22 protein-coding genes and 1 tRNA gene are annotated in these 26,061 nt (G+C 65.9%); 9 read left to right on the top strand and 14 right to left on the bottom strand.

The window, feature by feature from the left end:
* Positions 1-53: 53 nt before the first annotated feature.
* Positions 54-1,040 carry a LysR substrate-binding domain-containing protein gene (locus NG697_RS11020; RefSeq protein WP_252614208.1) on the bottom strand — a complete coding sequence of 329 codons (987 nt, stop codon included), beginning with the start codon at positions 1,038-1,040 and terminating at the stop codon, positions 54-56.
* A gap of 92 nt (positions 1,041-1,132) precedes the next feature.
* On the opposite strand from NG697_RS11020, the gene NG697_RS11015 reads away from it, so the two are divergent.
* Positions 1,133-2,419, top strand: coding sequence for an MFS transporter (locus tag NG697_RS11015; protein ID WP_252614207.1), 1,287 nt, complete (start codon positions 1,133-1,135; stop codon positions 2,417-2,419).
* Between the two features lie 120 nt (positions 2,420-2,539).
* The gene (locus tag NG697_RS11010) at positions 2,540-3,043 is read left to right on the top strand and encodes an Lrp/AsnC family transcriptional regulator (protein ID WP_252614206.1); all 504 of its coding nucleotides are present in this window, start codon (positions 2,540-2,542) and stop codon (positions 3,041-3,043) included.
* Here the strand turns inward: NG697_RS11010 and NG697_RS11005 are convergent.
* Positions 3,040-4,281, bottom strand: a complete 1,242-nt coding sequence (locus tag NG697_RS11005; protein WP_252614204.1) for an MFS transporter — start codon at positions 4,279-4,281, stop codon at positions 3,040-3,042. The two genes, NG697_RS11010 and NG697_RS11005, sit on opposite strands and share 4 nt — an antisense overlap.
* A gap of 168 nt (positions 4,282-4,449) precedes the next feature.
* On the opposite strand from NG697_RS11005, the gene NG697_RS11000 reads away from it, so the two are divergent.
* From NG697_RS11000 to corA, 3 genes are read left to right on the top strand one after another with little or no spacing between them, the layout of a single operon-like run.
* Positions 4,450-4,986: an Lrp/AsnC family transcriptional regulator gene (locus NG697_RS11000; protein ID WP_252608971.1), complete on the top strand. Its 537-nt coding sequence runs from the start codon at positions 4,450-4,452 to the stop codon at positions 4,984-4,986.
* 9 nt (positions 4,987-4,995) lie between these two features.
* On the top strand, positions 4,996-5,421 hold the full coding sequence (locus tag NG697_RS10995; protein WP_252608969.1) for a DUF1761 domain-containing protein: 426 nt from the start codon (positions 4,996-4,998) through the stop codon (positions 5,419-5,421).
* 1 nt (position 5,422) lies between these two features.
* Positions 5,423-6,418: a magnesium/cobalt transporter CorA gene (gene corA, locus NG697_RS10990; protein WP_252608967.1), complete on the top strand. Its 996-nt coding sequence runs from the start codon at positions 5,423-5,425 to the stop codon at positions 6,416-6,418.
* A gap of 36 nt (positions 6,419-6,454) precedes the next feature.
* Here corA and NG697_RS10985 read toward each other — a convergent pair whose 3' ends face one another.
* The 5 genes from NG697_RS10985 to galU form a co-directional block, all read right to left on the bottom strand.
* Entirely contained in the window at positions 6,455-8,050 is a 1,596-nt protein-coding gene (locus tag NG697_RS10985) for an ABC-F family ATP-binding cassette domain-containing protein (RefSeq protein ID WP_252598333.1), read from the bottom strand.
* A 71-nt stretch (positions 8,051-8,121) separates the two neighbouring features.
* Positions 8,122-8,194: transfer RNA gene (locus NG697_RS10980), tRNA-Ala, on the bottom strand.
* 139 nt (positions 8,195-8,333) lie between these two features.
* Positions 8,334-9,239, bottom strand: coding sequence for a hypothetical protein (locus NG697_RS10975; RefSeq protein WP_252598653.1), 906 nt, complete (start codon positions 9,237-9,239; stop codon positions 8,334-8,336).
* Between the two features lie 148 nt (positions 9,240-9,387).
* A complete protein-coding gene (locus NG697_RS10970) occupies positions 9,388-10,005 on the bottom strand; it encodes a GNAT family N-acetyltransferase (protein WP_252567513.1) in 618 nt (205 codons plus the stop codon).
* Between the two features lie 5 nt (positions 10,006-10,010).
* Positions 10,011-10,916, bottom strand: coding sequence for a UTP--glucose-1-phosphate uridylyltransferase GalU (galU, locus tag NG697_RS10965; protein WP_058931809.1), 906 nt, complete (start codon positions 10,914-10,916; stop codon positions 10,011-10,013).
* 107 nt (positions 10,917-11,023) lie between these two features.
* On the opposite strand from galU, the gene NG697_RS10960 reads away from it, so the two are divergent.
* The 3 genes from NG697_RS10960 (at position 11,024) to cpaB (ending at position 12,868) form a co-directional block, all read left to right on the top strand.
* Positions 11,024-11,644: a 5-formyltetrahydrofolate cyclo-ligase gene (locus tag NG697_RS10960; RefSeq protein ID WP_252598334.1), complete on the top strand. Its 621-nt coding sequence runs from the start codon at positions 11,024-11,026 to the stop codon at positions 11,642-11,644.
* A gap of 115 nt (positions 11,645-11,759) precedes the next feature.
* Positions 11,760-12,023 carry an FmdB family zinc ribbon protein gene (locus NG697_RS10955; protein ID WP_111908424.1) on the top strand — a complete coding sequence of 88 codons (264 nt, stop codon included), beginning with the start codon at positions 11,760-11,762 and terminating at the stop codon, positions 12,021-12,023.
* Positions 12,024-12,121: 98 nt separating this feature from the next.
* The gene (gene cpaB / locus NG697_RS10950; protein WP_252598335.1) at positions 12,122-12,868 is read left to right on the top strand and encodes a Flp pilus assembly protein CpaB; all 747 of its coding nucleotides are present in this window, start codon (positions 12,122-12,124) and stop codon (positions 12,866-12,868) included.
* A 19-nt stretch (positions 12,869-12,887) separates the two neighbouring features.
* Here the strand turns inward: cpaB and NG697_RS10945 are convergent, their stop codons facing one another.
* The 7 genes from NG697_RS10945 to NG697_RS10915 form a co-directional block, all read right to left on the bottom strand.
* The gene (locus NG697_RS10945) at positions 12,888-16,994 is read right to left on the bottom strand and encodes an AAA family ATPase (protein WP_252614203.1); all 4,107 of its coding nucleotides are present in this window, start codon (positions 16,992-16,994) and stop codon (positions 12,888-12,890) included.
* Between the two features lie 129 nt (positions 16,995-17,123).
* On the bottom strand, positions 17,124-18,713 hold the full coding sequence (gene guaA, locus NG697_RS10940) for a glutamine-hydrolyzing GMP synthase (protein ID WP_252598337.1): 1,590 nt from the start codon (positions 18,711-18,713) through the stop codon (positions 17,124-17,126).
* 100 nt (positions 18,714-18,813) lie between these two features.
* Positions 18,814-19,314, bottom strand: coding sequence for a DUF3817 domain-containing protein (locus NG697_RS10935; protein ID WP_252598338.1), 501 nt, complete (start codon positions 19,312-19,314; stop codon positions 18,814-18,816).
* Positions 19,311-20,162, bottom strand: a complete 852-nt coding sequence (locus NG697_RS10930; protein ID WP_252598339.1) for an SURF1 family protein — start codon at positions 20,160-20,162, stop codon at positions 19,311-19,313. Before NG697_RS10930 ends, NG697_RS10935 begins: the two co-directional genes overlap by 4 nt.
* 120 nt (positions 20,163-20,282) lie before the next feature.
* Positions 20,283-20,771 (bottom strand): PTS sugar transporter subunit IIA, encoded by a 489-nt coding sequence (locus NG697_RS10925; RefSeq protein ID WP_141141159.1) that lies wholly within the window; start codon positions 20,769-20,771, stop codon positions 20,283-20,285.
* A 45-nt stretch (positions 20,772-20,816) separates the two neighbouring features.
* Positions 20,817-22,556, bottom strand: coding sequence for a glycerol-3-phosphate dehydrogenase/oxidase (locus NG697_RS10920; protein WP_252598340.1), 1,740 nt, complete (start codon positions 22,554-22,556; stop codon positions 20,817-20,819).
* A 136-nt stretch (positions 22,557-22,692) separates the two neighbouring features.
* A complete protein-coding gene (locus NG697_RS10915) occupies positions 22,693-23,829 on the bottom strand; it encodes a GuaB3 family IMP dehydrogenase-related protein (RefSeq protein WP_252598341.1) in 1,137 nt (378 codons plus the stop codon).
* A 222-nt stretch (positions 23,830-24,051) separates the two neighbouring features.
* On the opposite strand from NG697_RS10915, the gene NG697_RS10910 reads away from it, so the two are divergent.
* Complete coding sequence (locus NG697_RS10910) at positions 24,052-25,971, top strand: S8 family peptidase (protein ID WP_252614201.1); 1,920 nt, start codon at positions 24,052-24,054, stop codon at positions 25,969-25,971.
* Positions 25,972-26,061 lie beyond the last annotated feature (90 nt).

The raw sequence follows: 26,061 nt of genomic DNA, 5'->3' as shown, positions 1-26,061 counted from the left end.
CGGCGAAGCGCTGCCGGGCGGCGGGAGGCCGTCGTGTCTCAGCACCGCGCCGCCTATCCCCTGCCTGAACGGGCGACGACGAGGCCCGCCAGCAAATGCGGGCCCTCCTGCAGGACCATCTCCCGGAAGAAGCGGACAGGATCGGGCTCGGCGTCGGGGCCGGGTTTCCGCCGGCGCCAGCCCAGCCCGATTTCGCGGTACGCGAGTCCGGATTCCAAGGCAAGTTCAACCCAGCCCAGGTTGCCCGTTTCCGGGCTGATGTGGTGCCCCGGTGCATTGCCCCCGGGCGGCAGGATGCTGACGCCGAGGCCCGCGGCGACCAGGCCCCGGGCGGTGTGGGTGTCCTGGCTTTCGAACGCGATCCGAGGCCGGAAGCCTGCCTCGCGGAACAGCGCATCGGTCAGGGACCGCATGCCGTACCCCGGTTCCAACGCCACGAAAGGGTCCCGGCGGATGTCCTGCACCCTGACGCTGTCCCGGCCGGCAAGCGGGTGGCCGTGGTGAACCACCAGGCGGAGGGGCTCGCGGTAGAGCGTCGCCGAGGAGATGGTGCTGCTTGCCGCCGGAACCGGGGCTGTCAGGGCCAGGTCCGCCTGGCCCGAGGCGAGCTCCGCGAGGCAGGTGTCCCGCGCCCCCTGGCTGAGGATGAAGCCGGCCTCCGGGTGGCGGCTGTTGAAGACGCTGATGAGCAGCGGCAGGGTGGCCTCGCCGAACGTGTGCTGAAAGGACAGGGACACTTTCCCCCGCACCACGTCCGATTCGTGCCGGACCAGGTCCAGCCCGGCCTGGAATTCGGTCAGGGCCGATTCGATGTACGGCAGCAGCGTCCGGGCGGCAGCCGTGAGGCGGATGCCCCGTCCGTCCCGGATCAGCAGTTCGGTTCCGACGACGGCGCTGGCCCGCGACAGTGCCCGGCTCACCGTGGACTGGGGTACTCCCAGGAGCTCGGCCGTTTCCGTGACGTGCTGGGTCCGGCCCAGCTCAGCCAGGATGGGCAGCAGCGGCAGCAGCTTCACCAGCTGTTTGTGGTCGGCGTGCATTGGCCCCATCTTTCCAAACGTTCCACTCTGGACATGAATTGTGCCTAAAAGATGCATTGGAAGCATACATTAAGGAAGCCTACCCTTGAGCTATGCCACAGAATGCCGCAGCCCCAGGAACCTTCGCCCCACCGGAGAGTGACTGGGCGGGACATCCCAAGGGCTCCGCTGCCTACAACAAGATCCTTGCCGGCCTGGCCTTCGCGGGCGTGGCAACGTTCGCCCAGCTCTACTCCACCCAGGCGGTATTGCCGCTCCTGGCCGCAGACCTTAAGGTGACCGCGGCAGAGGCCGCGTTGACCATTTCGCTGGCCACTGTGGGCCTCGCCATCACGGTCATTCCCTGGTCCTTCCTGGCGGACAGGATCGGCCGGGTCAAGGCCATGGCATGGGGCATCTCCGCTGCTACCGTCCTGGGCCTGCTGGTACCGCTCGCCCCCACCTTCGGCGCACTGCTTGCCTTGCGCCTGCTCGAAGGCATGGCGCTGGGCGGGATCCCGGCCATCGCCATCGCCTACCTGAACGAGGAAGTGAACAGGGCGCATGCGGCCATGGCCGCAGGCAGCTACGTTGCCGGCACCACGCTGGGTGGGCTGGCCGGCCGGCTGGTGGCAGGCCCGGCAGGTGAACTATGGGGCTGGCGCACAGCCGCCCTGGCAGTGTCTCTGCTGGCAACAGTGGCCGCCGTGCTCTTCCTGGTCCTGGTACCGACAGCGAAAGGGTTCACCGCCGCCAAGGCCGCCGGGCTGCGCGGTGCCGTCGCGACGCTGGGCCGGCTCGTGCGCAATCCCCGGCTGCTGGCGCTCTACATCCAGGCCTTCCTGATGATGGGCGGGTTTGTGGCCGTCTACAACTACCTTGGCTTCCGGCTGTCCGCTGAGCCTTTCACGCTGCCCGCCACCCTCATCAGCCTGATCTTCCTGGCCTACCTTTCGGGAACGTTCTCCTCCCGGTGGGCCGGCGGACTGACGGCCAGATTCGGCCGCAGGAATGTGCTGCTCGTGGGCATCGTGCTGATGGTGGTTGGGCTGGCGCTGACGCTGACACAGGTGCTAGCCGTGATCCTTGCCGGCCTGGTGATCTTCACCGGCGGCTTCTTCGCGGCCCACACCATCGGCGCCGGTTGGACCGGAAGCATCGCCACCACCGGCCGCGCCCAGGCCTCGTCGCTCTACAACCTTGCCTATTACCTGGGCTCGAGCATCATCGGCTGGGCGGGCGGCCTGGTGTTCCAGTCCCTGGGCTGGGCGGCGCTTGCCGTGGCAACCATGGTCCTGGCCTGCATCACGGCGGTGACAGTCGCCGTCGTACATCCCCGGGGGAACGACGAAACCGCACGGCCCGGCACACGAGGGCGGACGGAAGCCGCGCAGCCGTAGAACTATCAGCCATCAAATGACGGGTCTGTCTGGCGATTGTTCGGAGGGAAGGGGGCGTTCCGGGGTGATCAACAGGAATCCGGAGTCTAGGATGAACTGACGGACATTCAAGGAGATTCCATGAGCAGCAACCCAAAGAACATCCGGCCGACCAGCCACTTTGAACCGCTGGACGCCATTGATGAACGGCTTCTCGCCGCCTTGGTGGACGATGCACGGATCTCCAACAAGCAGTTGGCAGAACTCGTGGGCATCGCCCCGTCCACCGCGCTCATGCGGACCCGCGCATTATCCGAACGTGGCATCGTCCAGGGATTTGAGGCGAAGCTCAGCCTCTCGGCCATCGGCAGGTCCGTCCAGGCGCTCGTAGCCGTCCGGTTGCGGGCCCACGACAGGGACCAGATCGACCGCTTCACCGCCCGCGTTCCGCACCTGCCCGCAGTCCTCTCCACGTTCCACACGTCAGGCTCCGTGGACTACCTGCTGCACATCGCCGTTGCCAGCACCGAGGACCTGCGGGACTGGGTCCTGGACAATCTCGCCACCGACCCCGTGGTGGGCCACACCGAGACCACCCTCGTCTTTGAGCACATCCAGGGGAACCACGGCCCGCTGCCGGACTAGCCTGTCCGCTGCAGCGCCGTCCGAAGCGTGACGGCGGACAGCGCCAGTGCGGCGGCGCTGCACAGCACCACGAAGCCCGCGACCGCCGTCGGCAGCCCGAACACCGCGGTTGCCCAGCCCAGCCCGATGACCGGTACGGCGCTGCCCAGGTACGTGATGACATAAACCGTGCTGATGACCTGGGCGTGCTGTGACGATTCCACCTTGGCGGCCACATCATTGAAGACCGTCCGGAAGGCGACCCCCTGGCCCAGCCCCGCGCAGACGCTGGCAACGGCCAGCAGCAGCGGACTGCTCCAGGCGGCCGCTGCAGCCAGGAGCAGCACCGAGGCTCCCAGGACCGCCAGCCCCACGGGCACTACAAAGCGGCCCCGCACGGACAGCACCTGGCTCAGGGCGGAGGCGGCCAGCGTCAACCCGGCCAAGGCGCCGATCAACGGCCGTGAATCGGTCTGAATGATCGGGGCGAAATACGCCGGTGCCAGCGAGAGGCAAAATCCAAAGACGGAGAAGCTGAGGAAGCCGACGGCGGCCGCAAGCCAGAAAGCGCCCCTCGCCTCGGTGGAAACCGAAGGCCGGCGGGGAGCCAGGACCAGGACCGGCCGACGGCCGACCGGAGGCTTGATGGCCGGCCGGGCCTGAAGCAGGTACAGCGGCACCAGCATTGCCGCCAGGACGAGCGAGTGAACATAGTACGGGGCCGTGGTGGGCCCGGGCAGCAGCGACAGCAGGCCGCCGATGACCGGACCGGCCGCCACGCCTCCCGCCGTCGCCAGCAGTGTGAAACGGGTGGCCCACTCCGGCCGGGTCGGGAGCAGTTCCCGCAGTGCGGCTGCGCTGGCACCCGTGGCCAGGGCAACGGCCACACCCTGAAGGGCCCGTCCGGCAGAGAGCGCCACCAGGTTTTCGGCCTGCGAGAAGACCCAACTGCCCGCCAGTCCGGCGAGTACAGCCAGGATGAGCGCCGCCCGCCGGCCGATGTGGTCCGACCAGTGCCCGGCCAGCATCAGCGTTGCCACCAGGGCCAGGACATAGCTGGCAAAGGCCGCCGTGACGCCGAGTGCCGAGAGGCCAAGGTTTGCCTGGAGCAGCGGATACAGGGGCGTGGCCAGGTTCGCACCGACCAGCAAGGTGAAGATGACGGCGCAGGCCATCGCCAGCCGTGCGGTGGTGGATGCATCCCAGCCCTGACGCCCGGCGGTAGCCGGACGCATGCGGAGTTCATTAAAGACTGTCATTGGCGCTGCCTTGGCGTCGACCGGGGAGGGAGGTCCTTGTGGGAGGCCGCCCCCGGGGGAAATTGATACCTATAGAATGCTTCAGAGGTGACGGTTTGGGCGCTTGTCCGTGGAACAATTGAGCAAAATACGCAATTCTTTACGGCGCCAATAACTGAAAGTGACAGTTTGCCTACCCTTGATCCCACTGACCTGAAGATCCTCCTGGAACTCATCCACGATCCCCGCATCCAGATCGGCGAGTTAGCCGAGGCGCTGGGGATTGCGCGCAACACAGCGCAGTCGCGGGTCCGGCGCCTGCTCCGGGCCGGAGTGCTGCACGACGGCGGCCGCGAGATCGACCTCGAGGCCGTGGGGTACGACGTCGTCGCCTTCGTTACGATCGAAGTGACGCACCGGGAACTGGACGGAGTCGTGGGCGCCCTCCGGCTGCTCCCCCAGGTCCTGGAGGTCCATGAGATCTCGGGGCGGGGTGACGTGTGGTGCCGTGTGGTGGCCACCGATACGCACAACCTGCAGTCCGCCCTCCGCCAGATCCTCCGCATCAAGGGCGTCATCCGGACCGAAACTGTCCTGGCTCTCCACACCCATATTCCTTACCGGACCGAACCCCTGATCAGGCGCCTCGCACAGGCCGTGCCCGGCACCCCAACACGGCCCAAGCAATTGTCCGGGCGCGGCGGCGGGCCCGCCGAAGGCAGTTAGGATTCCAGCATGGATTGGCTTTCGCATATTTCACAGATCAACTGGCTCGCCGTGGCGCTGGCCTTCATCTCGAGCATGGCCATCGGCTTTGTCTGGTACATGCCGGCCGTGCTGGGCAAGCGGTGGATGGCCGCCATCGGAAAGACTGAAGAGGACCTCAAGAACATCAGCGGCGGCGCGGGGATCTGGGTTCCCATGATGGTCACCGCCGCCCTGACCGCCGTCCTGCTGGCTGTCCTGATCAGCAAGCTGGGCCTGGACAACGCTGTGGCGGGCGGCGGGTTCGCCCTGGTGCTCGCGCTGGTGTTCCGCGCCGGCGGGCACGTCATCCATAACGGGTTCGCCGGCCGCCGGACAACGGTCACCCTGATCGATTCCGGACACGACCTGCTCGCCATGACGATGGCCGGCGCGATCATCGGGGCAATGTCCTGACGTGACCATCATCGACAATGCCGTCTACGTGGACGGCGTCCGCAGCGCGGAACCGGAGAGCCTAGAACAGACCTTCGAAACGCTCGCCGAGCACGGGGGCATGGCCTGGATCGGGCTATACCGGCCCACGGCGGCGGAAATGACGTCCGTTGCCACCGAATTCGGGCTGCACGCCCTGGCTGTGGAGGACGCCATCTCGGCGCACCAGCGGCCCAAGCTTGAGCGCTACGAGGACAACCTCTTTACGGTGCTCCGCCCGGCGCGGTACCTGGACGCCACCGAGACCGTGGAGTTCGGCGAGCTGCACATCTTCACGGGCCGGAATTTCGTGGTCACCATCCGCCACGCCGAAATGGCCGGCGTCGCCCGGGTGAGGCGCCGCTTGGAGGGCCGACCCGACCTGCTCCGACACGGCCCGGAAGCCGTTCTCTACGCGCTGCTGGACCTGGTGGTGGACGACTACGCACCGGTGGTGGCCGGGCTGGAAAACGACATTGACGAGATCGAGGACCAGCTCTTCAGCGGGGACACCACCGTCTCCCGCCGCATCTATGAACTGGCCCGCGAAGTGATCCAATTCCAGCGCGCCATCCATCCCCTGCCGGACATGATGCAGCAGCTCAAGCGTGGCTTTGAAAAGTACGGCGTGGACTCTGAACTGCAGCACAGCCTGCGGGACGTCGAGGACCATGTGGAGAGAGTCATCTCGCGCGCCGATTCATTCCGTGATCTGTTGCAGAACGCCCTCACGCTGGACGGAACGCTGACCGCCAACCGGCAGAACCAGGCCAGCGCCGAACAGAACGAACAGGTGAAGAAGATCTCCTCCTGGGCGGCGATCTTCTTTGCACCGTCCTTCGTGGCCGGCGTCTACGGAATGAACTTCGACCACATGCCCGAACTCCACTGGGCCATTGGCTACCCGATGGCCATCGCGCTGATGGCCGGCACCGCAGGCCTGATGTACGCCATTTTCAAGAGGAAAGGCTGGCTGTAGGGCTGGCGGCTCCGGGCCCCCGGGCTCCGCCGAACCTCAGGCGACGTGGAGTTCCACACTCCCGTGGCCTGAGTCTGCAGCGCTGAATACCAGCCGGCGGTTGGCAATCTTGTCGGTGAAGAAGCGGTCGTGGCTGACCACAACCACTGCTCCCGGGAAATGCAGCAGGGCGCGTTCCATAACTTGGGTACTGGAGAGGTCCAGGTGGTTGGTGGGTTCATCCAGCAGCAGCACCGAAGCACCCGAGAGCAGGCATTGGGCCATGGCCACACGGGCGCGCTGGCCGCCTGAGAGGTTGCCGATCTTTTGCTTGAGATCAGCTTCGGAGAACTGGAACATGGCAAGGAACCTGTTCACCGACTTCTTCGTCGCAGTCAGGGCCAGGCTGTCAGGCATCGCGTTGACCGCATGGGTGACCGTGTCGTCGTCGTCCAGTTCTTCCAGGACCTGGTTGTAGGAGACCATTCCGGCGCCCTTGGCCCAGGCCACGCTGCCTGAATCGGCTGGCTCTTCGCCGGTGAGTGCCCGGAGCAGCGTGGTCTTGCCGCTGCCGTTGGATCCGATGACGGCGATGCGGTTGCCGCGCCCGATCTCGAAACTGAGGCCGCTGAACAGCGTACGGCCGCCGTAGGCCTTGCTCAGGGATTCCACCCGGCACAGGACATCCTTGACGTACAGGCCGCCGTAAATCTCCGTGATGATCTGGTCCACGGGCCGTGGCGCCCGGGACTTCTTGATCCTGGCCAGCTGGTTTGCCAGTCCCTTGCCGGCCGCCTTGGCCGCTTCCCGCCGGTCGGAGATGCCTTCGGCCTCGAAGGCCAGCAGCTCGGACTCGTGAACGAACTGGCTCTCCAGGCTCTTGAGCTTGAACTGCTTCGCCACCACGTATTCGGCGAAGTTTCCCGGGTATTCGTGGAGGTGGAAGTTCTCCACTTCGATGATCCGGGTGACAACGGAGTCCAGGAACTTCCGGTCGTGCGAGACGATGATCGCAGCGCCTTTGAAGGTCCGGAACCAGCCTTCGAGCCATTCGACGCCGGCCACGTCAAGGTAGTTGGTGGGTTCATCAAGCAGGAGGACGTCCGGGGCTTCCAGCAGGATCTTTGCCAGCGCTGCCCGGTTCCGCCAGCCGCCGGAGAGTTCATCGATGGCGCAGGTGCGGTGGTGGTCGCTGAAGCCGAGGGTGGTGAGCACTTTATCGATGCTGCGCTGATAGTCCCAGCCATCCAAACGGTCCATCGCCTCAAAGAGTTCCGACTGGCGGTGGATCAGCTCATCCAGCCGCGCTGCGTCGGAGGAGTCGGCGGCGATGGCCGCGTCGATGCCGGCAAGTTCGGCTTCGATCTCCTTGACGTGGGCGAACAGGCCGTCCAGGACCTCCGCTATGGTGGATTCGCCGTTCAGCTCCGAGAACTGGGAGAAGTAGGCGGCCTTGGTTCCGAGCTCGACGGCTACGGTCCCGGAATCGGGAGCCACCTGGCCTTGGATCAGCTTCAGGATGGTGGACTTGCCCGAACCGTTCTTGCCGATCAGGCCAACCCTGTCCCCGGCTTCAAGCTTGAAAAATGCTTCGCGGAGAACCTGGGTTTTGTCAAAGCTCACGTTGACGTCGTTCAGCCGGATCAAACTCATTGATGGTGTCCAATCCAGTGCTAGCTAACTGCGGGCCTGGGAAACACGGTTCTGGCCAGACAGATGATGTGTGGAGCTAAGGAGATTCGAACTCCTGACCTCTTCGATGCGAACGAAGCGCTCTACCAACTGAGCTATAGCCCCGGAACAGTCCGTGTCCCCGGGAAGGAACGGCGGTACCGGTGACCTTAGGCTACAAATTTTCGTCCCGCATTGCGAATTGACACTCCGCGCCCGCACTGACGACCGGGGCTCGTGCTGCTTGGGCGAACCTCGCGAGGTATCAGGCGCGGCGGCGCTGCAGGACGTCGTCGAGGTTGCTCAGGGCGCTCTGCGCCTTGGTGAGGGGCTTGGCGGCAGGCGCGGCGGGCGTGGCTGCGGTAACGCCCTGCTTCAGGGACGGCTTACCGACGGCTTTGGGCGCCTCGGGAAGGTCAAGCGGCTGGGGCGCCGGACGTTCGGCCTTGGCGGCCTCAACGTACACCGGCTTTGGCACGTCCACCGGTTCCCAGGTTGTGTCGGCCGGCGCCAGCGAAGCGGCGGCGGCGCTGGCATCTCCGGCGGCAACGGCGACGGCCAGTGCGGCTTCCCGGAGTTCCATCGCTGTCAGCGGCTTTGGCTTCGGCTTGGGCTGGTGGGCCTCTGCGTCAAAGAGCCGGCTTTCCGGCCGGGCTGCCGGACGCGCCGCGGTGTCCGTGGCGATAGATCCCTGACGCCGCACGGGGGCACTCATCGCTGAGCGGAACGCTGCGTTCACTTTGGCTTTGCGGTCACGCACAGCCAGGAAACGCAGCACGAAGACGGCTGCAATGGTGGTGGCAAGGCCGGCGACCGGCAGCAGGGCGCTTCCGATTCCGAACGGCAGAAGAACACCCGAAACAAACGCGGTCAGCAACGCCAGGACACCAATGAGGGCGATCCCCGTCCTGCCATAGCGGATCCGGAACGCGCCGCCCGTCGTAAAACTGCCGGACGTTTCCGTTGCGGTCTCGGGGCTCTTCCTGATCTCCATGGCTTTCTCCTGCTGGGCGGTGATGTTCAGTACCGTCCCGGCTCTCGGGTCCGATGATTCAATGGCTGGTACTTCCGCCAGGAAGTCGCCAGCGGCCTGGGCCTGGTGCCGGCGGTTCCGCAGAACGTAGGGCGCAACCCATACGATCCAGAGCACAACGGCAACCACAAGGATCACTGAGCTGCTTAGGGGGAAGTCCACAATCAAAACCGTATGAGCATTAGGGCAGCCGCCCCCGCATTAGCCACGGTGTGTCGCCGGCAACGTGGCAATTCATTGGATTTATGACCTTGGAAGTACCCATGCCGGGTTCAGGTCCGGCGGGTCAGGACCGGGACGCGAGCCACGGGGCGAGCAGCCCCTCCGGGACCTCGTCAGCGGTCAGCGCGAAGGACCGGTGGTCCGCCCACTCGCCGTTGATGTGAAGGAAGCGTGGACGGTAGCCTTCGTCGCGGAAGCCCAGCTTCTCAACCACGCGCAGGCTGGGGCCATTCTCGGGCCGGATGTTGATCTCCATCCGGTGCAGGCCCATTGCTTGGAAACAATGGTCAGTGGCCATGGCCACCGCCGTGGGTGCGATGCCGTGACCGGCGCGCGCCTGGTCAACCCAGTACCCCAGAGTCGCCATCATGGCCGAACCCCACACAATCGAGGAAACAGTCAGCTGGCCAACGATGACCGGGGCGGCCAACCTGGGTGTGCGCTCAGTGATCAGGAACGGCAAGGCCGTCCCCTGGGCGGCCTGGATTTTCAAGGACCGCACCATCTGCCGGTAGTCAGGCAGGGCACCGCCAGGTGCCGGATTGGATGCTTCCCAGGGCGCCAGCCACTCGCTGTTGCGCCCACGGACCTGGGTCCATTCCTTCTTGTCCCGGTACCGGATGGGGCGCAGGATCAGGTCGCCGCATTCGAGTGTCACGGGCCAGATGGGTCCGGGGCGCACGGCAGTTATTTAGCGAGGCCGGCCGTGAAGCCCGGCAGCCACTCCCGCAGACCGGGGCCAAGGTCGTCGCTGTCAATGGCGAGCTGGACGCAGGCCTTGAGGTAGCTGAGCTTGTCACCGGTGTCGTAGCGGCGGCCGCGGAAGACCACGCCGTAAACTCCGTAGCCGTCACCTTCGCCGGCTGCCAGTTCCTGCAGGGCGTCGGTCAGTTGGATTTCCCCGCCCCGGCCGGGGCCAGTGTGCTCGAGTACGTCAAAAACTGCGGGGTGGAGGACGTAGCGGCCAATGACGGCCAGGTTTGAGGGCGCCTCGTCCACGCTGGGCTTTTCGACGAGCTTGTTGATCCTGACGTAGCCTTCACCGTCGATCTCCTGCACGTCGGCACATCCGTAGGCACTGATCTGGGAGGGCTCCACCTCGATGAGGGCCACCACCGATCCGCCGGTCTTGGACTGGACTTCGATCATGGTGCTGAGGAGTTCGTCCCGCGCATCGATCAGGTCGTCGCCCAGGAGGACTGCAAACGGTTCGTTGCCGACGTGCTGCTTTGCACGCAGTACTGCGTGGCCCAGGCCGTTGGGGTCACCCTGGCGGACGTAGTGGATGTCACCGAGGTTGCTGGCTGCCTGGATGGACTCAAGCTTCGCCAGGTCGCCCTTGGCTTCCAGGGTGTCCTCCAACGAAGGAACCCTGTCGAAGTGGTCCTCCAGGGCACGCTTGTTGCGTCCCGTGATCATCAGGATGTCGTTAAGGCCAACATTGACAGCCTCTTCAACCACGTACTGGATGGCCGGCTTGTCCACCACCGGGAGCATTTCCTTGGGCATGGCTTTTGTGGCCGGCAGGAACCTGGTGCCGAGTCCGGCAGCGGGAATAACGGCCTTGCGTACTGTCTGCTGAGTGGTAGTCACTGGACTAATCTAACGGAGGGGCTGACCATTCAGTAATTATTGGTGGCTCCTGAGCCGGCGCGGCGCAGACGCTGCAACGGCCACCCTAACGGCAGAGAAGGAGCGGCATGTCCCAAGGAAGTAGCGAAGCCAAGGCGGACATCCGCGCACGCCATCGTGCGCGCCGCGCCGCGACGGACGCCACCCAGCGCGACGCGGCCGGTGCCGCCCTGGCCGTCCACGGCGCCGCATGGGCCGAACAACTGACCGGTGGGACGCCGTCGACTTTTTGTGCCTACCTGGGCGTGGCCCCAGAGCCGCCCACGCTGCCCCTGATCAGCGAACTCCACCGCCGCGGCCACACCATCCTGCTCCCTGTCTGTGAACCCGGCCGCAGGCTGAGCTGGACGTACTGGACCCCCGGCGTCGAGTTTGTCCGCAGCCGCTATGCACCGGTGCTGGAACCTGCTGGACCTCGCCTTGACCTCGGCATCATGGCGTCCGTTGCTGCCCTCTTCATCCCCGCCACGGCCGTGGACAGGGACGGCAACCGCATCGGCCAGGGCGGCGGCTACTATGACGTGCTGCTGGCCGCCCTGGCCGGGGACGGCCTCGAGATCCCGTTTGCGGCCGTCGTCTTCGAATCCGAGCTGCTTCCGGCCGGAAGCATTCCCGCCGAAGACTTCGACCGGAGGGTTCCGGCCGCGCTCACGCCCTCAGGTTTGATCCGGCTGCCGGACCCGGCCTGAGGCAGGGCTACTTTCCGGGGTGATAGAATTGGCACTCAGGCCCTGCGACTGCTAATGGACAGTTTCCGCTCAACGCAGTACAGGACCTCTCGTTTGCCCCCGAGGAGGATCACCAGTGCCCACTTATGCTTACGCCTGCAAGGATTGCGGCCACGCCTTCGACGTTTTCCAGTCGTTTACCGACAGCACCCTGACTTCATGCCCGGAGTGCCAGGGCGCCTTGCGCAAGAAGTTCAACAGCGTGGGCGTGGTCTTCAAGGGCTCCGGTTTCTACCGGACCGACTCCCGGGATGCAAAGGGAAGCACCGTTTCGGCTGCCCCCTCCGCCCCCGCGGCCGCACCGGCGCCGGCACCTGCCACCGCCGCTGCGGCCAGCTGACCTCCGGTTAAAAAGACGTACGACGCCGGCGGCACAGTTGTCCACATAGGCACCTTCGCTCCTGTCGGACGTGGTTGCCGGTACGTAGCGTGGTTCGCATGCCCGCTACCCTCTTTCGTTCCAGCCGCGGATCCGCCCCGCCGGGACTCCCGGTCCGCCGCCCGCTCCCGTCAGCACGCTCGCGGGGCGCGGGTGGCCACAGGCTGTTGTCCTTGCTGGGCCGGAACCGGCGCCTCGCAATAGCGCTCCTGCTCTGCCTTGCTGCCGGGATAACGGTCCATCAGCTCACTCCCCCGCCCGCCGATACGGTCTCGGTGTTGGCGGCGGCGCGGGATCTCCCCGCAGGCACGGCCTTGACAGCCACGGACCTGACGGCAACGAAGATCCCGCCGGGGATGCTCACTGCCGGGTCTATGTCCGACACCGGTGACGCCGCGGGAAAGCAACTGGCAGCCCCGTTGCGGAAGGGCCAACTGGTGACGGACTCCCTGCTGCTGGGTCCCGGTCTCCTGACCGGAACGCCACCGGGCTCCGCTGCCGTGCCCTTGAGGATGGCCGATGCTTCCTCCATCCAGCTCGTATCGCCCGGGCAACTGGTCAACGTGGTGCTGACCGGGGCGAACGGCTACGACCAGCAATCCCCCTCAGAGGTGCTGGCTTCCTCCGTTCCCGTCCTGTGGACGTCAGGACAAGGCGGCAAGACGGGTCAGTGGTTGGGCACCGGCGAAACCGACGGGCTGATCGTCGTGGCAGCAGCCCCGGAGCAGGCTGCCCGGCTGGCGGGGGCCTCCACACAGGGTAAGCTGTTTTTCGTCCTGGTGGGACCCGAGGGCGGGGCCGGGTGACGCCGCTGCAGACTGGAGGTCAGCCCCAGTGCGGCGGCTTGTTTTCCTTCAGCCATGCGTCGTGATCGTTGTCGGGGCCATCGCCCCAGCGCTTCGGATCATCCTCCGCAGCCTTGTTGGGCAGGATGCCCGCGGCCCCAGGCAGCTGGCGCTCCGGCACAGCCGCGTTCCCGTTTCGTGCGTCGTCCGCCTGGTCGTTACCGTGTGTATCTGCCTGATCGGCGTTCCGTGGGGTCACAACAACCGCCTCCTCACTGGCCAGGCGTCCGGCCTGGTCGTCGTTCCCTTCGTTTCCTTCGCTCGCAAGCGCGAGCGGGTCCATGTCCTCGTCAAAGAACCCGCCCGAGGCCGTGCCCCGTCCGGGCGGCAGAACATTCTCAAGGCCCAGGTAACCCGCGATCCGGTCCGCGCAGGCGGACGGGTCCGTGAAGACTTCGATGGTCCACAGCGGCATGTACCGCCAGCCCATCCGTTCCAGCAGCTGCGGACGGAGCCGGCTTCGCTCACGGACACTCATGGTGCGGTATTGCTCCGTGCCGTCCGATTCTATGGCCACCGGCCGCGGAATCTCGGCGTCGTCCTGACCCATGGTGCTGAGCGGGTCTGCTGCGGTCACCACGTCAATCACGCCGTCGTACTGGTGCCAGACGCGGGCGCCGCGGGCACGCAGCCGGTCACCAAGATCGGCGACGAGGGGATCGGCCCCAAGCGCCTGCTCACTGGCGGCGGCACGCGAGGCCGGAGTTCCGAGATCAGTCTTTCCCGCAATCTCACGGTTGAGGAGCTCGTAGAAGTCCACCGCGCCGTAGGACAGCCGCGTGTGATCGAGGTCTTCGGGCTGGAAACACGTCAGGACGTGGAGTGAACGCCGTGCACGCGTCATCGCCAAAGCGAATTTTTCCCGCCCGCCCTCAGCGGACAGGGGTCCGAAGTTGTGCAGCGCCCGGCCGTGCGGAGTGCGGCCAAAACCGGGTGAGAAGATCACGTGGTCACGGACCAGGCCCTGCGCCCGCTCAAGGTCAACCACCCGGAACGACTCGGATCCTGCGCTGAAGAAGCTGGCCAGGCCCGGGTGGTTCGGGAGCTGAAGACGAATGGACTCACCGATCCGGGCAGCATGGCGAAGGCTGGCGGTGACCACTGCCAGCGATGTGCGCGGCCGTGTCCGGGCGTGCTCAAAGACCAGCTGCACCACCCGGTTGACCTCGGCCACCACGGATTCGACGCCTTCGTGGTCGGCACTGGGCAGTCCGGTGCCGTCGGGAAGGTACTCCACCAGGAGCGCCCTATCCAAGCCCGTGGCGGACTGTCCCTCGGGGAGCCTGCGGAGGGCGCCGTCGTAAGAGTTCTTGCTCAGCTGCAGGACCAGGTCCTCGTCAACCGCGCGGTAGACAAAATTCAACCGCCAGACAGGCAGGATGGCAGACAGCGCCGAGAACGCGCTTTCGACGCGCTGGTGGGCCGCTTCACCGGCGGCCAGCCGCTCAACACCCACAGTGAACGTCCGGGGGCTGGCAATCTTGTCATCACCGAAAGCAATGACCTGCCTGGCGCGGGCGATGGCGGGCAGGACGGCCTGCAGCGACGTCGCTTCGGCGTCCAGGATGACCACGGCGTCGAAGCGCTGTTCGGCCGGCAGGAGCCCGGTCATGAGGTACGGGCTGACCGACCAGACCGGCACCAGCATGGGGACCAGCTCGGCGGCCTGGGCCGTCAGCGCGGCGAGGGTAACCCGGCCGTCCTTAAGCAGGCTCCTGAGGAGTTGGGCCTGGCGCGGGTGTTCCGCAAGCGCGGCCCGCCACCGGTCGGACAGGTCCCAGCGCAGGCGCGCCGCGCCGCTGGCAATATGGGCGTTGTCCGCGAGCCGGTATTCGGCCTCAAGCTGCCGGAGTGCGTCCCCGTCAGACATGGCCAGGTAATCGTCGCCGCTGATCATCGCTTCCAGCGCGGACTGCCACCAGGCCAGCTCAAGCTCGGCTGCGACGGACTCTGCGGGAACCTCCCGCTCCGCAAGATCGGCGAGGAGCTCCCCCAGGCCGTGCTCGCGCATGTTTTCCACAAGCAGCGTGCGCTCGGGCAGCGTTTTCAGCGTGTGGGTGTCGGCCACGAGCCGCTCCAGCCGCTCCATGAGTTCCTCATAGCGGGCCGTTGCCAGCGACCCGCCGGCCTGGGTGTGCCGGAGGGCTTCACCCAGCTGGGTCAGCTCCCGGTCCAGCGACCGGTACATCACGTTCATTTCGGCAAGGCCCGAGGGGACGGCCGGATGGCGCTGCGAGGTGGCGTAGCCGGACCAGAGGGCACGCTGGTCCTGCACCAGCACCAGCGAGCTGTGGAGATCGGTGATGTGGACGCCCGGACGGACGTACTCCTTCGCGACGCGGCGAAGGCGGGAACGCTGCATGGAGGCCATGTCGACATTCCGCTCCCGGCGCCAGGCGGAGGACGCCGTGGCGGAGATGAGATCGTTGACCGGCCTGTCGAAGATGTCCGGTGTGAACTTGTCGAGGCTTTCGCGGACAGCCACGAGGAGTTCGAGCTGCTCCCCCCACTCCGAGAAGGACGTGCCAAGCCGGATTTCGGCATGTTCGGCCACGCTGTTCATCCGGTCGCGCAGGACAGGCAGGTTCCTGGCCACTGACCGGGCGAGTTCCTGGGCCTCCTCGGTCTCCTTGCGGGTGAGCAGCCGGGCGCCGTGCCACGGGCTGGTAGTGGAGGCGCGGCTGAAGCTGCCAAGCTCGGCAGCGCGGCGAAGCCTGCCGGCGAGCTCGTTGCGGTCGCGGATGCTGTCCAGCACACTGCGCTTGAGCCGCACCGTGGTGGCGGGGGCGGGGTGGATGGAGGTCAGCTCGGCCAGTGACTGCATGGCCTGATACGGCGAGCAGCCCCAGCGCTGGCGCACGTTATGCAGGGACGCCACGTGGTCCATCAGGGCGTGCCGGTGCTCGGTGAGGGTCCGGTGGAGGTTCCCCAGCTGCGGTTCGAGTGACTTTTCGTTCCGTACGATGGCCCGCACCAGCTGGGCCTTGAGCTGCTGTGGTGTGGCTGTGCCGGAGAGCTGGAACAGGATGGATTCAAGTCCCAGCGATTCCAGTTGTGCCGATACTTCATTCAGGCTGGCCCGGCGGTCACCCACCACCAGGACTGACCGCCCAGCGTCCACCAGTGCACCGATGGTGTTGATGGCCGTCTGGGTCTGTCCCGTGCCCGGCGGGCTGCTGACCACCAGCGAGTCTCCTGCGCGGGCGGCATCAATGACGTACTGCTGGTCCGGATCGGCATCGAGAAGGAGGAGTTCGTCGTCCGGGTGGCGCGCGTCCACGCTCGGGAAGCGGGAGGGGTCCGGCGCGGGTACATCAATGACTTCACCGCTGGCCGCCTTGGCCAGGGCGGTGACCAGCGGGTTGCCCTCATTGATCCAGGGGTCGTCCAGGTTGCCGGAGAGGTCCGCAAAAGTGGACACCAGCAGATTGTGCTGGGCCTCGGCGCCATGGATGGGCCGGATGAGGGTTGCAAGCTTATCCAGGACAGGCTGGGGATCGAAGCGTGCGGTGCTGTACGCGAGGCGAGTCACGGCGTTGACGTCAAAAACAATGCCATGGATGGTCTTCAGGTGCCGGACAAGGGCCGGGTTGATGTTGGCCTGCTCGGTGAGCTGCAGTTCGTAGTCGTCCTCACCCGGGCGGACCGTGAGCGAGATTGCGGTGAGCATCACCGGCGCGGAAACCCGCTGGGGTTTGCCACCAACAGCGGAGGTCCACACAACGGTGCCTGCGGAAAGGTAACCGGCATCTATGCCACGGTCATTACCGAGTTCGAAGATTTTCGAGCGGATGTTCCGCGATGCCCGGGCCGCGACGACGTACTGCTGGTGGTCGCGGATGAGTGTGGACAACCGTGTGCGGCGGCCGGCCATGAGCTGGGCCAGACCTGACGGGTGCGCATGGGTCAGGTCAATGGAACCTTCGGGGGTCTTGGTGAAACGCAGCATGGAGTCTGCCCCGGTGACGGGTTTAAGCCCGGACAGCCATTTTCCGAGCTCCTCAGAACCCTCCGCGTGGCCTTGACCAACTGACACTACTGCCTTCTTTTCTGCGTTTGCACGTGACGCCCTGGACCATACCGGCATACTTTCGAGCGTAGCCGCAAAGGAGCCGGGATGAGAGACCGCAACACTGGATCAGGCCAAATTGCGGCGGATTTCAACGGATGACAGCAATGGCCGGCCTCCGCTGACGGAGACCGGCCACTCACACTGTTATTCCCACTCGATGGTTCCCGGCGGCTTGCTGGTCACGTCCAGCACCACGCGGTTGACGCCTTCCACCTCGTTGGTGATCCGGTTCGAAATCCGGGCCAGGAGATCGTACGGCAGGCGGGACCAGTCCGCCGTCATGGCGTCCTCGGACGAAACGGGGCGGAGCACAATCGGGTGGCCGTAGGTGCGGCCGTCACCCATGACGCCCACACTGCGGACGTCGGCCAGCAGGACCACAGGCATCTGCCACACCTCGTTGTCCAGCCCGGCGGCGGTCAGCTCGGCACGCGCGATGGCGTCCGCCTTGCGGAGCAGATCCAGTCGCTCCTGCGTGATGTCGCCGACGATGCGGATTCCCAGGCCGGGGCCGGGGAACGGCTGGCGGCCGACGATTTCCTGCGGCAGGCCCAGCTGGGCGCCGACGGCGCGGACCTCGTCCTTGAACAGTGCCCGGAGCGGTTCCACCAGTTCGAACTGCAGGTCCTCGGGAAGGCCACCGACATTGTGGTGGCTCTTGATGTTCGCAGCACCTTCCCCGCCGCCGGATTCGACGACGTCCGGGTACAGCGTGCCCTGGACCAGGAACTTGATCTTCTCGCCATGGGCCGCGGCCTCGGCGATGATGGCCAGCTCGGCCTCTTCGAACGCGCGGATGAACTCGCGGCCGATGATCTTGCGCTTGGTTTCCGGATCGCTGACGCCGGCCAGGGCGGACAGGAAGCGCTCCTGCTCGTTGGCTACATACAGCTTGACGCCCGTGGCGGCAACGAAGTCGCGTTCCACCTGCTCGGCTTCGCCTTCGCGCAGCAGGCCGTGGTCCACGAACACACAGGTCAGCTGGTCACCGACGGCCCGCTGGACGAGTGCCGCTGCAACGGCGGAGTCAACGCCGCCGGAGAGCCCGCAGATAACCCGGGCGTCGCCGATCTGCTTACGGATCCGGTCCACCTGCTCCTCGAGGATGTTCCCCGTGGTCCAGTTGGGCTCCAGCTTTGCGCCCTTGAACAGGAAGTTTTCCAGCACCTGCTGGCCATAGGCCGAGTGCTTGACCTCGGGGTGCCACTGCACGCCGTAGAGGGCCTTCTCTTCGTTGGCGAAGGCAGCCACTTCAGCGCCGGCCGTCGTCGCCAGCACTTCGAAGCCTTCGGGCGCCTCGTGCACGGAGTCGCCGTGGCTCATCCAGGTGTTCTGGTGCTGCGGCATCCCCTCGAGGACGGAGCGGCCCTCGCCGAGGATGGTGGTCTGGGTGGAGCCGTACTCGCGCAGGCCCGTCTTGTCGACCTTCCCGCCCAGGGCGTTGGCCATGGCCTGGAAGCCATAGCAGATGCCGAAGACCGGGATTCCGGCCTCAAAGAGGTCGGCGCCGACGGAGGGTGCCCCGTCCGCGTAAACGCTGGAGGGGCCACCGGAAAGGATGATGGCGGCGGGGTCCTTGGCCAGGAGCTGCTCGGTGGTGAAGGTATGCGGAACCACTTCCGAATACACATTCGCTTCCCGGACGCGGCGGGCAATCAGCTGCGCGTACTGGGCACCGTAGTCAACAACCAGCACCGGCTTCTGGGAAGTCTGGGATGCAGTGGGAGTAGTCACCGTACTAGCCTACTTTGCGCGGTTGCCCCGCCGCACATTCAGGACCGTGGGTGTGACGCAGTGAACGTCCGACGGCGGGACTCCCCCACCGCTGCAGCGTTCAGTACCGCTGTGCGGCCTGCGGGTTCGCGGCCAGTTCGGCTTCCACCTCGGCGTGCAACTTCTTCTCCACCACGAAGGACAGGAACGGCACCACGCCGCCCAGGGCCAGAAGGACGAGCTTCGTGAACGGCCACCGCATCAGAGTCCAGAGGCGGAAGTTGGAGATCAGGTACACCACGTACATCCAGCCGTGGACGATCAGCACGGCGACGGAGATGTTCGCACCGCCCACCACGCCCTTGGGCTCGGCGTCGGCGAAACCCAAGCCGAACGGTTGGCCCGTGACGGCGTTGGTGCCACCGGCAAACAGGTACTGGCCAAAGGCGTAACGTGCGATGAGTTCGGCGCAGAGCAGCAGCAGCATGGCGCCGGTGAGGTACGCCAGCACCTTGTAGAACTTCAGGGCGGAACGGATCTGCCGCTCGGTACCGCCGAAGCGGCGCTTCTTGCCCTTGCCCTGCGGAGAATCCTGCTGGACGGCCGGTTTCGGTTCGATCATGGCTTTACCTTTTGTTGGAGCTGTTCAGAAGTTGCTGGGGTGGGCGCTGTACCCAGGTGAGGATCGTCGTCGTGTTCCTCTTCGAGGTCCCGCCGATAGTCGTCCTTGACCAGGCGCCACCAGATAAACAGGGCGAAGCCGGCGAACACCACCCATTCGAGCGAGTAGAAGAGATTGAGCCAGTTGACCTGCTGCGCGGGCGGCTGGGGGCCGATTTCCAAGGGCTTCAGGGCACCATCAACCGCCGCGGCGGACAGGTCGGACCCGGACGCCAGTTCGGAAGCTGCGGCCACGAATCCCGGGTACATGCTGACGTCCCAGTAGTTGATGAGTTCGGCAACAGACACGGCGGAGGCGCGGCCGGCTTCCGGTGCGGTGGCCGGCAGCGGTGATTCTGACGGCAGCAGCCGTCCGGTCAGGTTCACAACGCCCGACGGCGGTGCGCCGGCGTCGTCGGGATCCGCCACCCAGCCGCGGGCTACTGGAATCCAGGTCTGGGGTGAAGCAGCGACGCCGGTGAGCGCGGGCGCTCCGGTCACGGCGAAGGCGGAAACCACCCAGTAGCCGTTCGCACCATTCTTCAGGCGGCCTGGCACCAGGACCTGTTTTGCGGGGTCGTAGGTTCCCTCGGCGGAGACCATCTGGTCTGACACTGAACCGGGGAAGAAGACTCCGGGCTCAAGCGTCTCCGTCAGCATCCTGACGTCCTCGGTGGCGGGACTGACCACAACTTCGGGCTGCGTGGACCGACCGAACTGCCACTGGCTGAGCAGGACAAACACCCCTGAGACCGCGATCGCGAAGACCAGGCCTGCGATCCATCGGGGCTTAAGGGCTGTTTTCCACACGTGTTAACCGTACTTCGTTCCTCTGTAGAACAACTAAACGACCAGGTACGTCCCGGCCTTGGAGTGGGGCAGCAGGGTCCCTACGTGGCGACGGAGTCGACACGAAAGGGCCTGCCCCACTCAATGGTCGAAGAACACCAGGCTGGAGTTGATGAGCTCGGCGATGACTTCGGCATCGTAGGCCCGCCGCAGCGACTCCCGGAAGGACTCCTTGGACAGGGAGCGAGCCAGGGTGGCCAGGACTTCCAGATGATCGGAAAACGAGCTTGCAGGGGTGGCGATCAGCAGAATAACCGTGGCCGGACCGTCGGCGGCACCGAAGTCCAGGGAGTGGCCGTACTTGGTGATGCCCACGGCGATGGACGTCCGCGAGACGAACTCGCTGCGGGCGTGCGGGAGCCCGATCCCGCCCGGCAGGCCGGTGGCGAGCTGGTGTTCGCGGGCGTTGACGTGCTCCAGGAACCGCGGCAAGTCCGTGACCCGCCCGGCGGCGAAGAGGCGTTCTGCCAGTTGCGCCGCGGCGTCCGACTTGTCCGTTGCCTCCAACTCCAGAATCACCAAATCGGAGGTGGTGAGATCGGCATCGTACCGGTCAAGTGGTTCCGCCAAGGCGTGTCCCTTCAGTCAGGAGAATTGCTGGTGTGCGGTGCCGCCTCAGCGCAAAGGGACGATGTCCTCCACGCCCAGCCGTGCGGCGTCGGCGGATTCGTCATCCGGCTGCTGCTGGCTCAGCCGTTCAGCTTCAACGCGTGCTATGTAGTGCTTTATTTCGCTTTCGCGCTGCACATCGCTCCAGCCAAGGACTTCGCCCATCAGTTTAGCGACAACCGGCACCGCCGACACGCCACGGTCCCAGGCCTCGATGGAGATGCGGGTCCGCCGGGTCAGGACGTCATGGACGTGCCGGGCGCCCTCGTGGGTTGCGGCGTAGACGGCTTCGGCCTGCAGGTAGTCGTCAGCACCGGGCAACGGCTCCGCCAATTCAGGATTCCGGGCGATGATGTCCAGCACCTCCGGAGTCATGGACCCGTAACGGTTGAGCAGGTGCTCTACCCGGGCCACGTGCACGCCGGACTCTTCAGCGGTCCTGCTCCTGCGGTTCCATGCAGCCTTGAAGCCGCTGGCACCGAGCAGCGGGATGGTTTCGGTACAGCTCGCCGGGACCCGCTCATCCATGGTGCGGGTGGCCTCGTCCACGGCGTCCTTGGCCATAACCCGGTAGGTGGTCCATTTGCCGCCGGCCACCACCACCAGGCCCGGTACGGGGTGGGCCACGATGTGTTCACGGGACAGTTTCGCCGTGGAATCGTTCTCCCCCGCCAGGAGCGGGCGCAGTCCGGCGTAGACGCCTTCAACATCCTCCCTGGTCAGCGGGCGTTTCAGGACCCGGTTGACGTGCTCGAGGATGTAGTCGATGTCCTTGCTGGAGGCCGCCGGGTGGGCCTTGTCGAGGTTCCAGTCGGTGTCCGTGGTGCCGATGATCCAGTGCCGGCCCCACGGAATAACGAACAGCACGGACTTTTCGGTGCGGAGAATCAGCCCCACCGTGGACTGGAACCGGTCGCGGGGCACTACGAGGTGGATGCCCTTGGACGCCCGGACCTTCAGCTGCCCGCGGTCGGTGACCATGGCCTGGGTTTCATCGGTCCACACCCCGGTGGCGTTGATGACCTGCTTGGCTTTGATGTTGAATTTCGAACCGTCTTCGTGGTTGACCACTTTGGCCCCCACCACGCGCTCACCTTCACGCAGGAAGTCCACCACCGCCATCTGGTTCACCGCATGGGCGCCGTAGTGCACCGCCGTCCGGACGAGGTTTGCCACGTACTTGGCGTCATCCACCTGGCCGTCGTAGTAGCGGATGGAGCCCACAAAGGCGTCTTTTTTCAGGCTGGGGGCGGCCCTCAGCGTGCCCCGCCTGCTGAGGTGTTTGTGGAACGGCACGCCGCGGCTGTGCCCGCCCGTAATGGACATGGCGTCATACAGGGCGATCCCGGCCCCCACATAGGGCCGTTCGAAGAACGGTTTGGTCAGCGGATACAGGAACGGCACCGGCCGGGCCAGGTGCGGGGCCAGGACCGAAAGAATCAGGCCACGTTCGTGCAGCGCTTCCTTAACCAGCCCAAAATCCAGCATCTCCAAGTAGCGCAGGCCGCCGTGGATCAGCTTGGATGACCGTGACGACGTGCCGGCGGCCCAGTCGCTGGCCTCCACGATCCCCACGGTGAGGCCGCGGGTCACGGCATCCAGCGCCGCACCGGCGCCCACGATGCCGCCGCCGACGATCAGGATGTCCAGTTCGTTGCCGGGTTCCGAGGTGGCCCTGAGCCTGGCGATCGATGCTTCCCTGGCCGCAGGCCCCAGGACCCCGCCTTCGTTTGGAACAGTGTTCACGGAACGCCTCCCTTGCCGCTGCTGCCGGTGGTAAAACCACAGTACTTCCTTGCCGCACAGTTGGGCAGGGCAGGTTCCACGAGGGAGGCGCTCCGGACGACGTCAGCGGCGTCGGCCGCCCGTCAGTTAGAGGCCGTCAGTTACCCGTGTACGGAGAAACTACGACGTCGACGCGCTGGAATTCCTTCAGGTCCGAATAGCCGGTGGTCGCCATCGAACGGCGGAGTGCGCCGATCAGGTTGGATGTGCCGTTGGTGTGGTGGCCGGGCCCGAAGAGCACCTCTTCGAGAGGTCCGACGGTGCCGACGTTGGCGCGGTCTCCGCGGGGCAGTTCGAGGTGGTGGGCCTCCTGGCCCCAGTGCCAGCCCTTGCCGGGTGCCTCTTCGGCCCGGGCGAGGGCGCTGCCCAGCATCACGGCGTCGGCGCCCATGGCAATTGCCTTGACGATGTCACCCGAGGTGCCCATGCCGCCGTCGGCAATTACGTGGACGTACCGTCCGCCGGATTCATCCATGTAGTCACGGCGGGCGGCCGCGACGTCGGAGATGGCGGAGGCCATGGGCGAGTGGATCCCCAGGGCGCGCCGCGTGGTGGCGGTGGCTCCGCCGCCGAAGCCGACCAGGACGCCGGCGGCTCCGGTGCGCATCAGGTGCAGGGCGGGCGTGTAGCCGGCCGCGCCGCCCACAATCACGGGGACGTCCAGTTCGTAGATGAACTGCTTGAGGTTCAGGGGTTCATGGTCTTTCGAGACGTGCTCGGCTGACACGGTGGTCCCGCGGATCACAAAGATGTCGACGCCGGCAGCCACCACGGTCTTGTAGTGTTCCTGCGTGCGTTGCGGGGTCAGCGAGCCGGCCACCGTCACGCCGGCGGCGCGGATCTCCGCCAGGCGGGACGTGATCAGTTCCGGCTGGATGGGAGCGCGGTAGAGCTCCTGCATACGGCCGGTCACGGCGGGGCTGTTGACCTCGTCTTCGAGGGCGCCGATCTCGTCAAGGATGGGCTGCGGGTCCTCGTAGCGGGTCCAGAGGCCCTCAAGGTCCAGCACGCCGAGCCCGCCGAGCCGGCCCAAGGAGATGGCCGTCTCCGGGGACATGGCCGAGTCCATCGGGGCTGCAATCACGGGCATGTCGAACTTGTAGGCATCGATCTGCCAGGAGACCGACACGTCCTTGGGGTCGCGGGTACGACGGTTAGGGACAATCGCAATGTCATCCAGGGAGTAGGCACGACGCCCACGCTTGCCACGGCCAATCTCGATCTCGTAAGTCACGTGACCACTTTACTTGACCACGTGGGATGCGGTGGGGCGCCTCCTCTTAGGTTCATCCTGAAACTGATAGTCCACACTTTATTGACATGTTTTGTCAACCATTTACAAGTTTTGAAAATAGCTTTATGTTTACTCTCGGTTACCACCTGATCCACCACGTGACCACCCATCACTCCCCTTCATACGGGCCACACCTGTGCCCGTTCCGAGAAAGAAGCTCCTATGGGACGTTCATCAATCAGGCGCCACCGCATCCTGGCCCTGTCGCTCGCCGCAGCAGTCGGCACCCTGGCCTTCGCCGGTTCGCCGGTCTTCGCCACCCCCGAAGACGGTGACCGCACTGCAGCCGGGCCGGCCGCCGTCCAAGGCACTGCGGTGCACGACGTGGCCGCCGGAGAGGCCTACACGAAGTTCATCGTCGAATTCAAGGAGACCACGGCGAACGCCACCCCGAACGGCCGCGCCAATGCCTGGGGCAAAGCAGCCAAGTCACAGGGCGTGAAGGTGCAGGAACTCCGCGCCCTGGCCACCGGCGGAACGCTGATCGAGGCGGACAGGGCCCTGTCCGGGCAGGCTGCCGAAGACTTCATGGCCGAGATTGCGGAGTCCGGATCGGTCGACTACGTCGAACCTGACGCCCGCATGACGGTGGCTCTCACGCCCAACGACCCACGCTATGGCGAGCAATGGGATTTCACTGGCACCAACGGCATGCGGGTCCCCGGGGCTTGGGACGTTGCTACCGGCACCGGCGTGACGGTGGCCGTGATCGACACCGGAATCACGGCCCATCCGGACCTCGACGTGAATGTGCTGCCGGGCTACGACTTCGTCTCCGACGCCACGGCAGCGCGTGACGGCAACGGACGGGACGCGAATGCGCAGGACCAGGGCGACTGGTACGCCGCCGGCGAGTGCGGCCAGTCGACAGCCGGCAACAGCTCTTGGCACGGCACGCACGTCGCCGGCACCGTTGCAGCCGTGACCGGCAATGCCGCCGGCGTGGCGGGCGTCGCACCCAACGCCAAAGTGGTGCCGGTACGCGTCCTGGCCAAGTGCGGCGGGTCACTGTCCGACATTGCCGATGCGATTATCTGGTCAGCCGGCGGCACCGTCCCGGGCATCCCGGCCAACGCCAATCCCGCCACGGTCATCAACATGAGCCTGGGCGGGTCCGGTGCCTGCGGCAGCACGTACCAGGCAGCCATCAACTCCGCAGTTTCGCGGGGAGCCACCGTGGTGGTGGCGGCCGGCAACAGCAACCAGGATGCTTCCGGATTCCGCCCGGCCAACTGCAACAGCGTTGTGAGCGTGGCCGCCAGCAACCCGAGCGGCAGCCTCTCCTACTACTCCAACTACGGCTCCACGGTTGACCTGACCGCACCCGGCGGCGACGTCCGTGTAGCGGGCGGCGGAATCCTCTCCACTATCAATACCGGTACCTCCACACCGGGCTCCGCCGGCTACGCCAGCTACCAGGGAACGTCCATGGCAGCTCCGCACGTGGCCGGGCTGGCCGCACTCATGAAGTCCAAATCGTCCACGCTTACCCCGGCCCAGGTGGAGTCCACGCTCAAGCAGGGAACCCGGGCAATGCCGGGCGGCTGCACCACGGGCTGCGGCACAGGGCTTTCGGACGCCACCAAGACCATGGGCCTGCTGGGCGGGGTCACTCCCCCGCCGTCCGGCAACCTGCTGCTGAACCCGGGCTTCGAATCGGGCGCAGCCTCCTGGACCTCTGACCACGCCGACACGTTCGAGACCGGAACGAATGCCAGGACCGGTTCCGGCTTCGCCGGCCTCAACGGCTGGGGCCAGGCAACGTCCTACATCCTCGACCAGGCGTTTGCAGTCCCGTCCACGGTGGCCACCGCGTCACTGTCCTTCTACCTGAAGGTGCAGTCGGACGAGACCACATCCAGCGCGGCCTATGACACCCTGAGGGTTCAGGCGGTCAGCAACGGTGTGACCACCACGCTGGCCACTTACTCCAATCTCAACGAGTCCGCCGGCTATCTGCAGAAGCAGCTGGACCTCTCCGCCTACAAGGGCAAGAGCGTGACCCTGCGCTTCCTGGGTGTTGAGGACTCGTCGCTGGGGACGTACTTCTACCTCGACGACACAGCGGTGACCACCTCTTAGCCTCGGGGCCACACGAATCCGGGACCTCCGGCCACGCCTTGCAGCGCGGCCGGCGGTTCCTGCGTGGAGTGCGTGACCCTAGGCCCTGCC

The sequence above is a fragment of the Pseudarthrobacter raffinosi genome (genome assembly GCF_023913835.1).
GTDB classification, from domain to species: Bacteria; Actinomycetota; Actinomycetes; order Actinomycetales; family Micrococcaceae; genus Arthrobacter; species Arthrobacter raffinosi.
This window is presented reverse-complemented; position numbering and strand designations above follow the sequence as displayed.

Excerpts from the sequence above, each read along its gene's own strand:
- NG697_RS11020 (WP_252614208.1), bottom strand. The coding sequence starts at position 1,040 with ATGCACGCCGACCACAAACAGCTGGTGAAGCTGCTGCCGCTGCTGCCC.
- NG697_RS11015 (WP_252614207.1), top strand. The coding sequence starts at position 1,133 with ATGCCACAGAATGCCGCAGCCCCAGGAACCTTCGCCCCACCGGAGAGT.
- NG697_RS11010 (WP_252614206.1), top strand. The coding sequence starts at position 2,540 with ATGAGCAGCAACCCAAAGAACATCCGGCCGACCAGCCACTTTGAACCG.
- NG697_RS11005 (WP_252614204.1), bottom strand. The coding sequence starts at position 4,281 with ATGACAGTCTTTAATGAACTCCGCATGCGTCCGGCTACCGCCGGGCGT.
- NG697_RS10995 (WP_252608969.1), top strand. The coding sequence starts at position 4,996 with ATGGATTGGCTTTCGCATATTTCACAGATCAACTGGCTCGCCGTGGCG.
- NG697_RS10985 (WP_252598333.1), bottom strand. The coding sequence starts at position 8,050 with ATGAGTTTGATCCGGCTGAACGACGTCAACGTGAGCTTTGACAAAACC.
- NG697_RS10960 (WP_252598334.1), top strand. The coding sequence starts at position 11,024 with ATGTCCCAAGGAAGTAGCGAAGCCAAGGCGGACATCCGCGCACGCCAT.
- cpaB (WP_252598335.1), top strand. The coding sequence starts at position 12,122 with ATGCCCGCTACCCTCTTTCGTTCCAGCCGCGGATCCGCCCCGCCGGGA.
- NG697_RS10945 (WP_252614203.1), bottom strand. The coding sequence starts at position 16,994 with ATGCCGGTATGGTCCAGGGCGTCACGTGCAAACGCAGAAAAGAAGGCA.
- NG697_RS10935 (WP_252598338.1), bottom strand. The coding sequence starts at position 19,314 with ATGATCGAACCGAAACCGGCCGTCCAGCAGGATTCTCCGCAGGGCAAG.
- NG697_RS10910 (WP_252614201.1), top strand. The coding sequence starts at position 24,052 with ATGGGACGTTCATCAATCAGGCGCCACCGCATCCTGGCCCTGTCGCTC.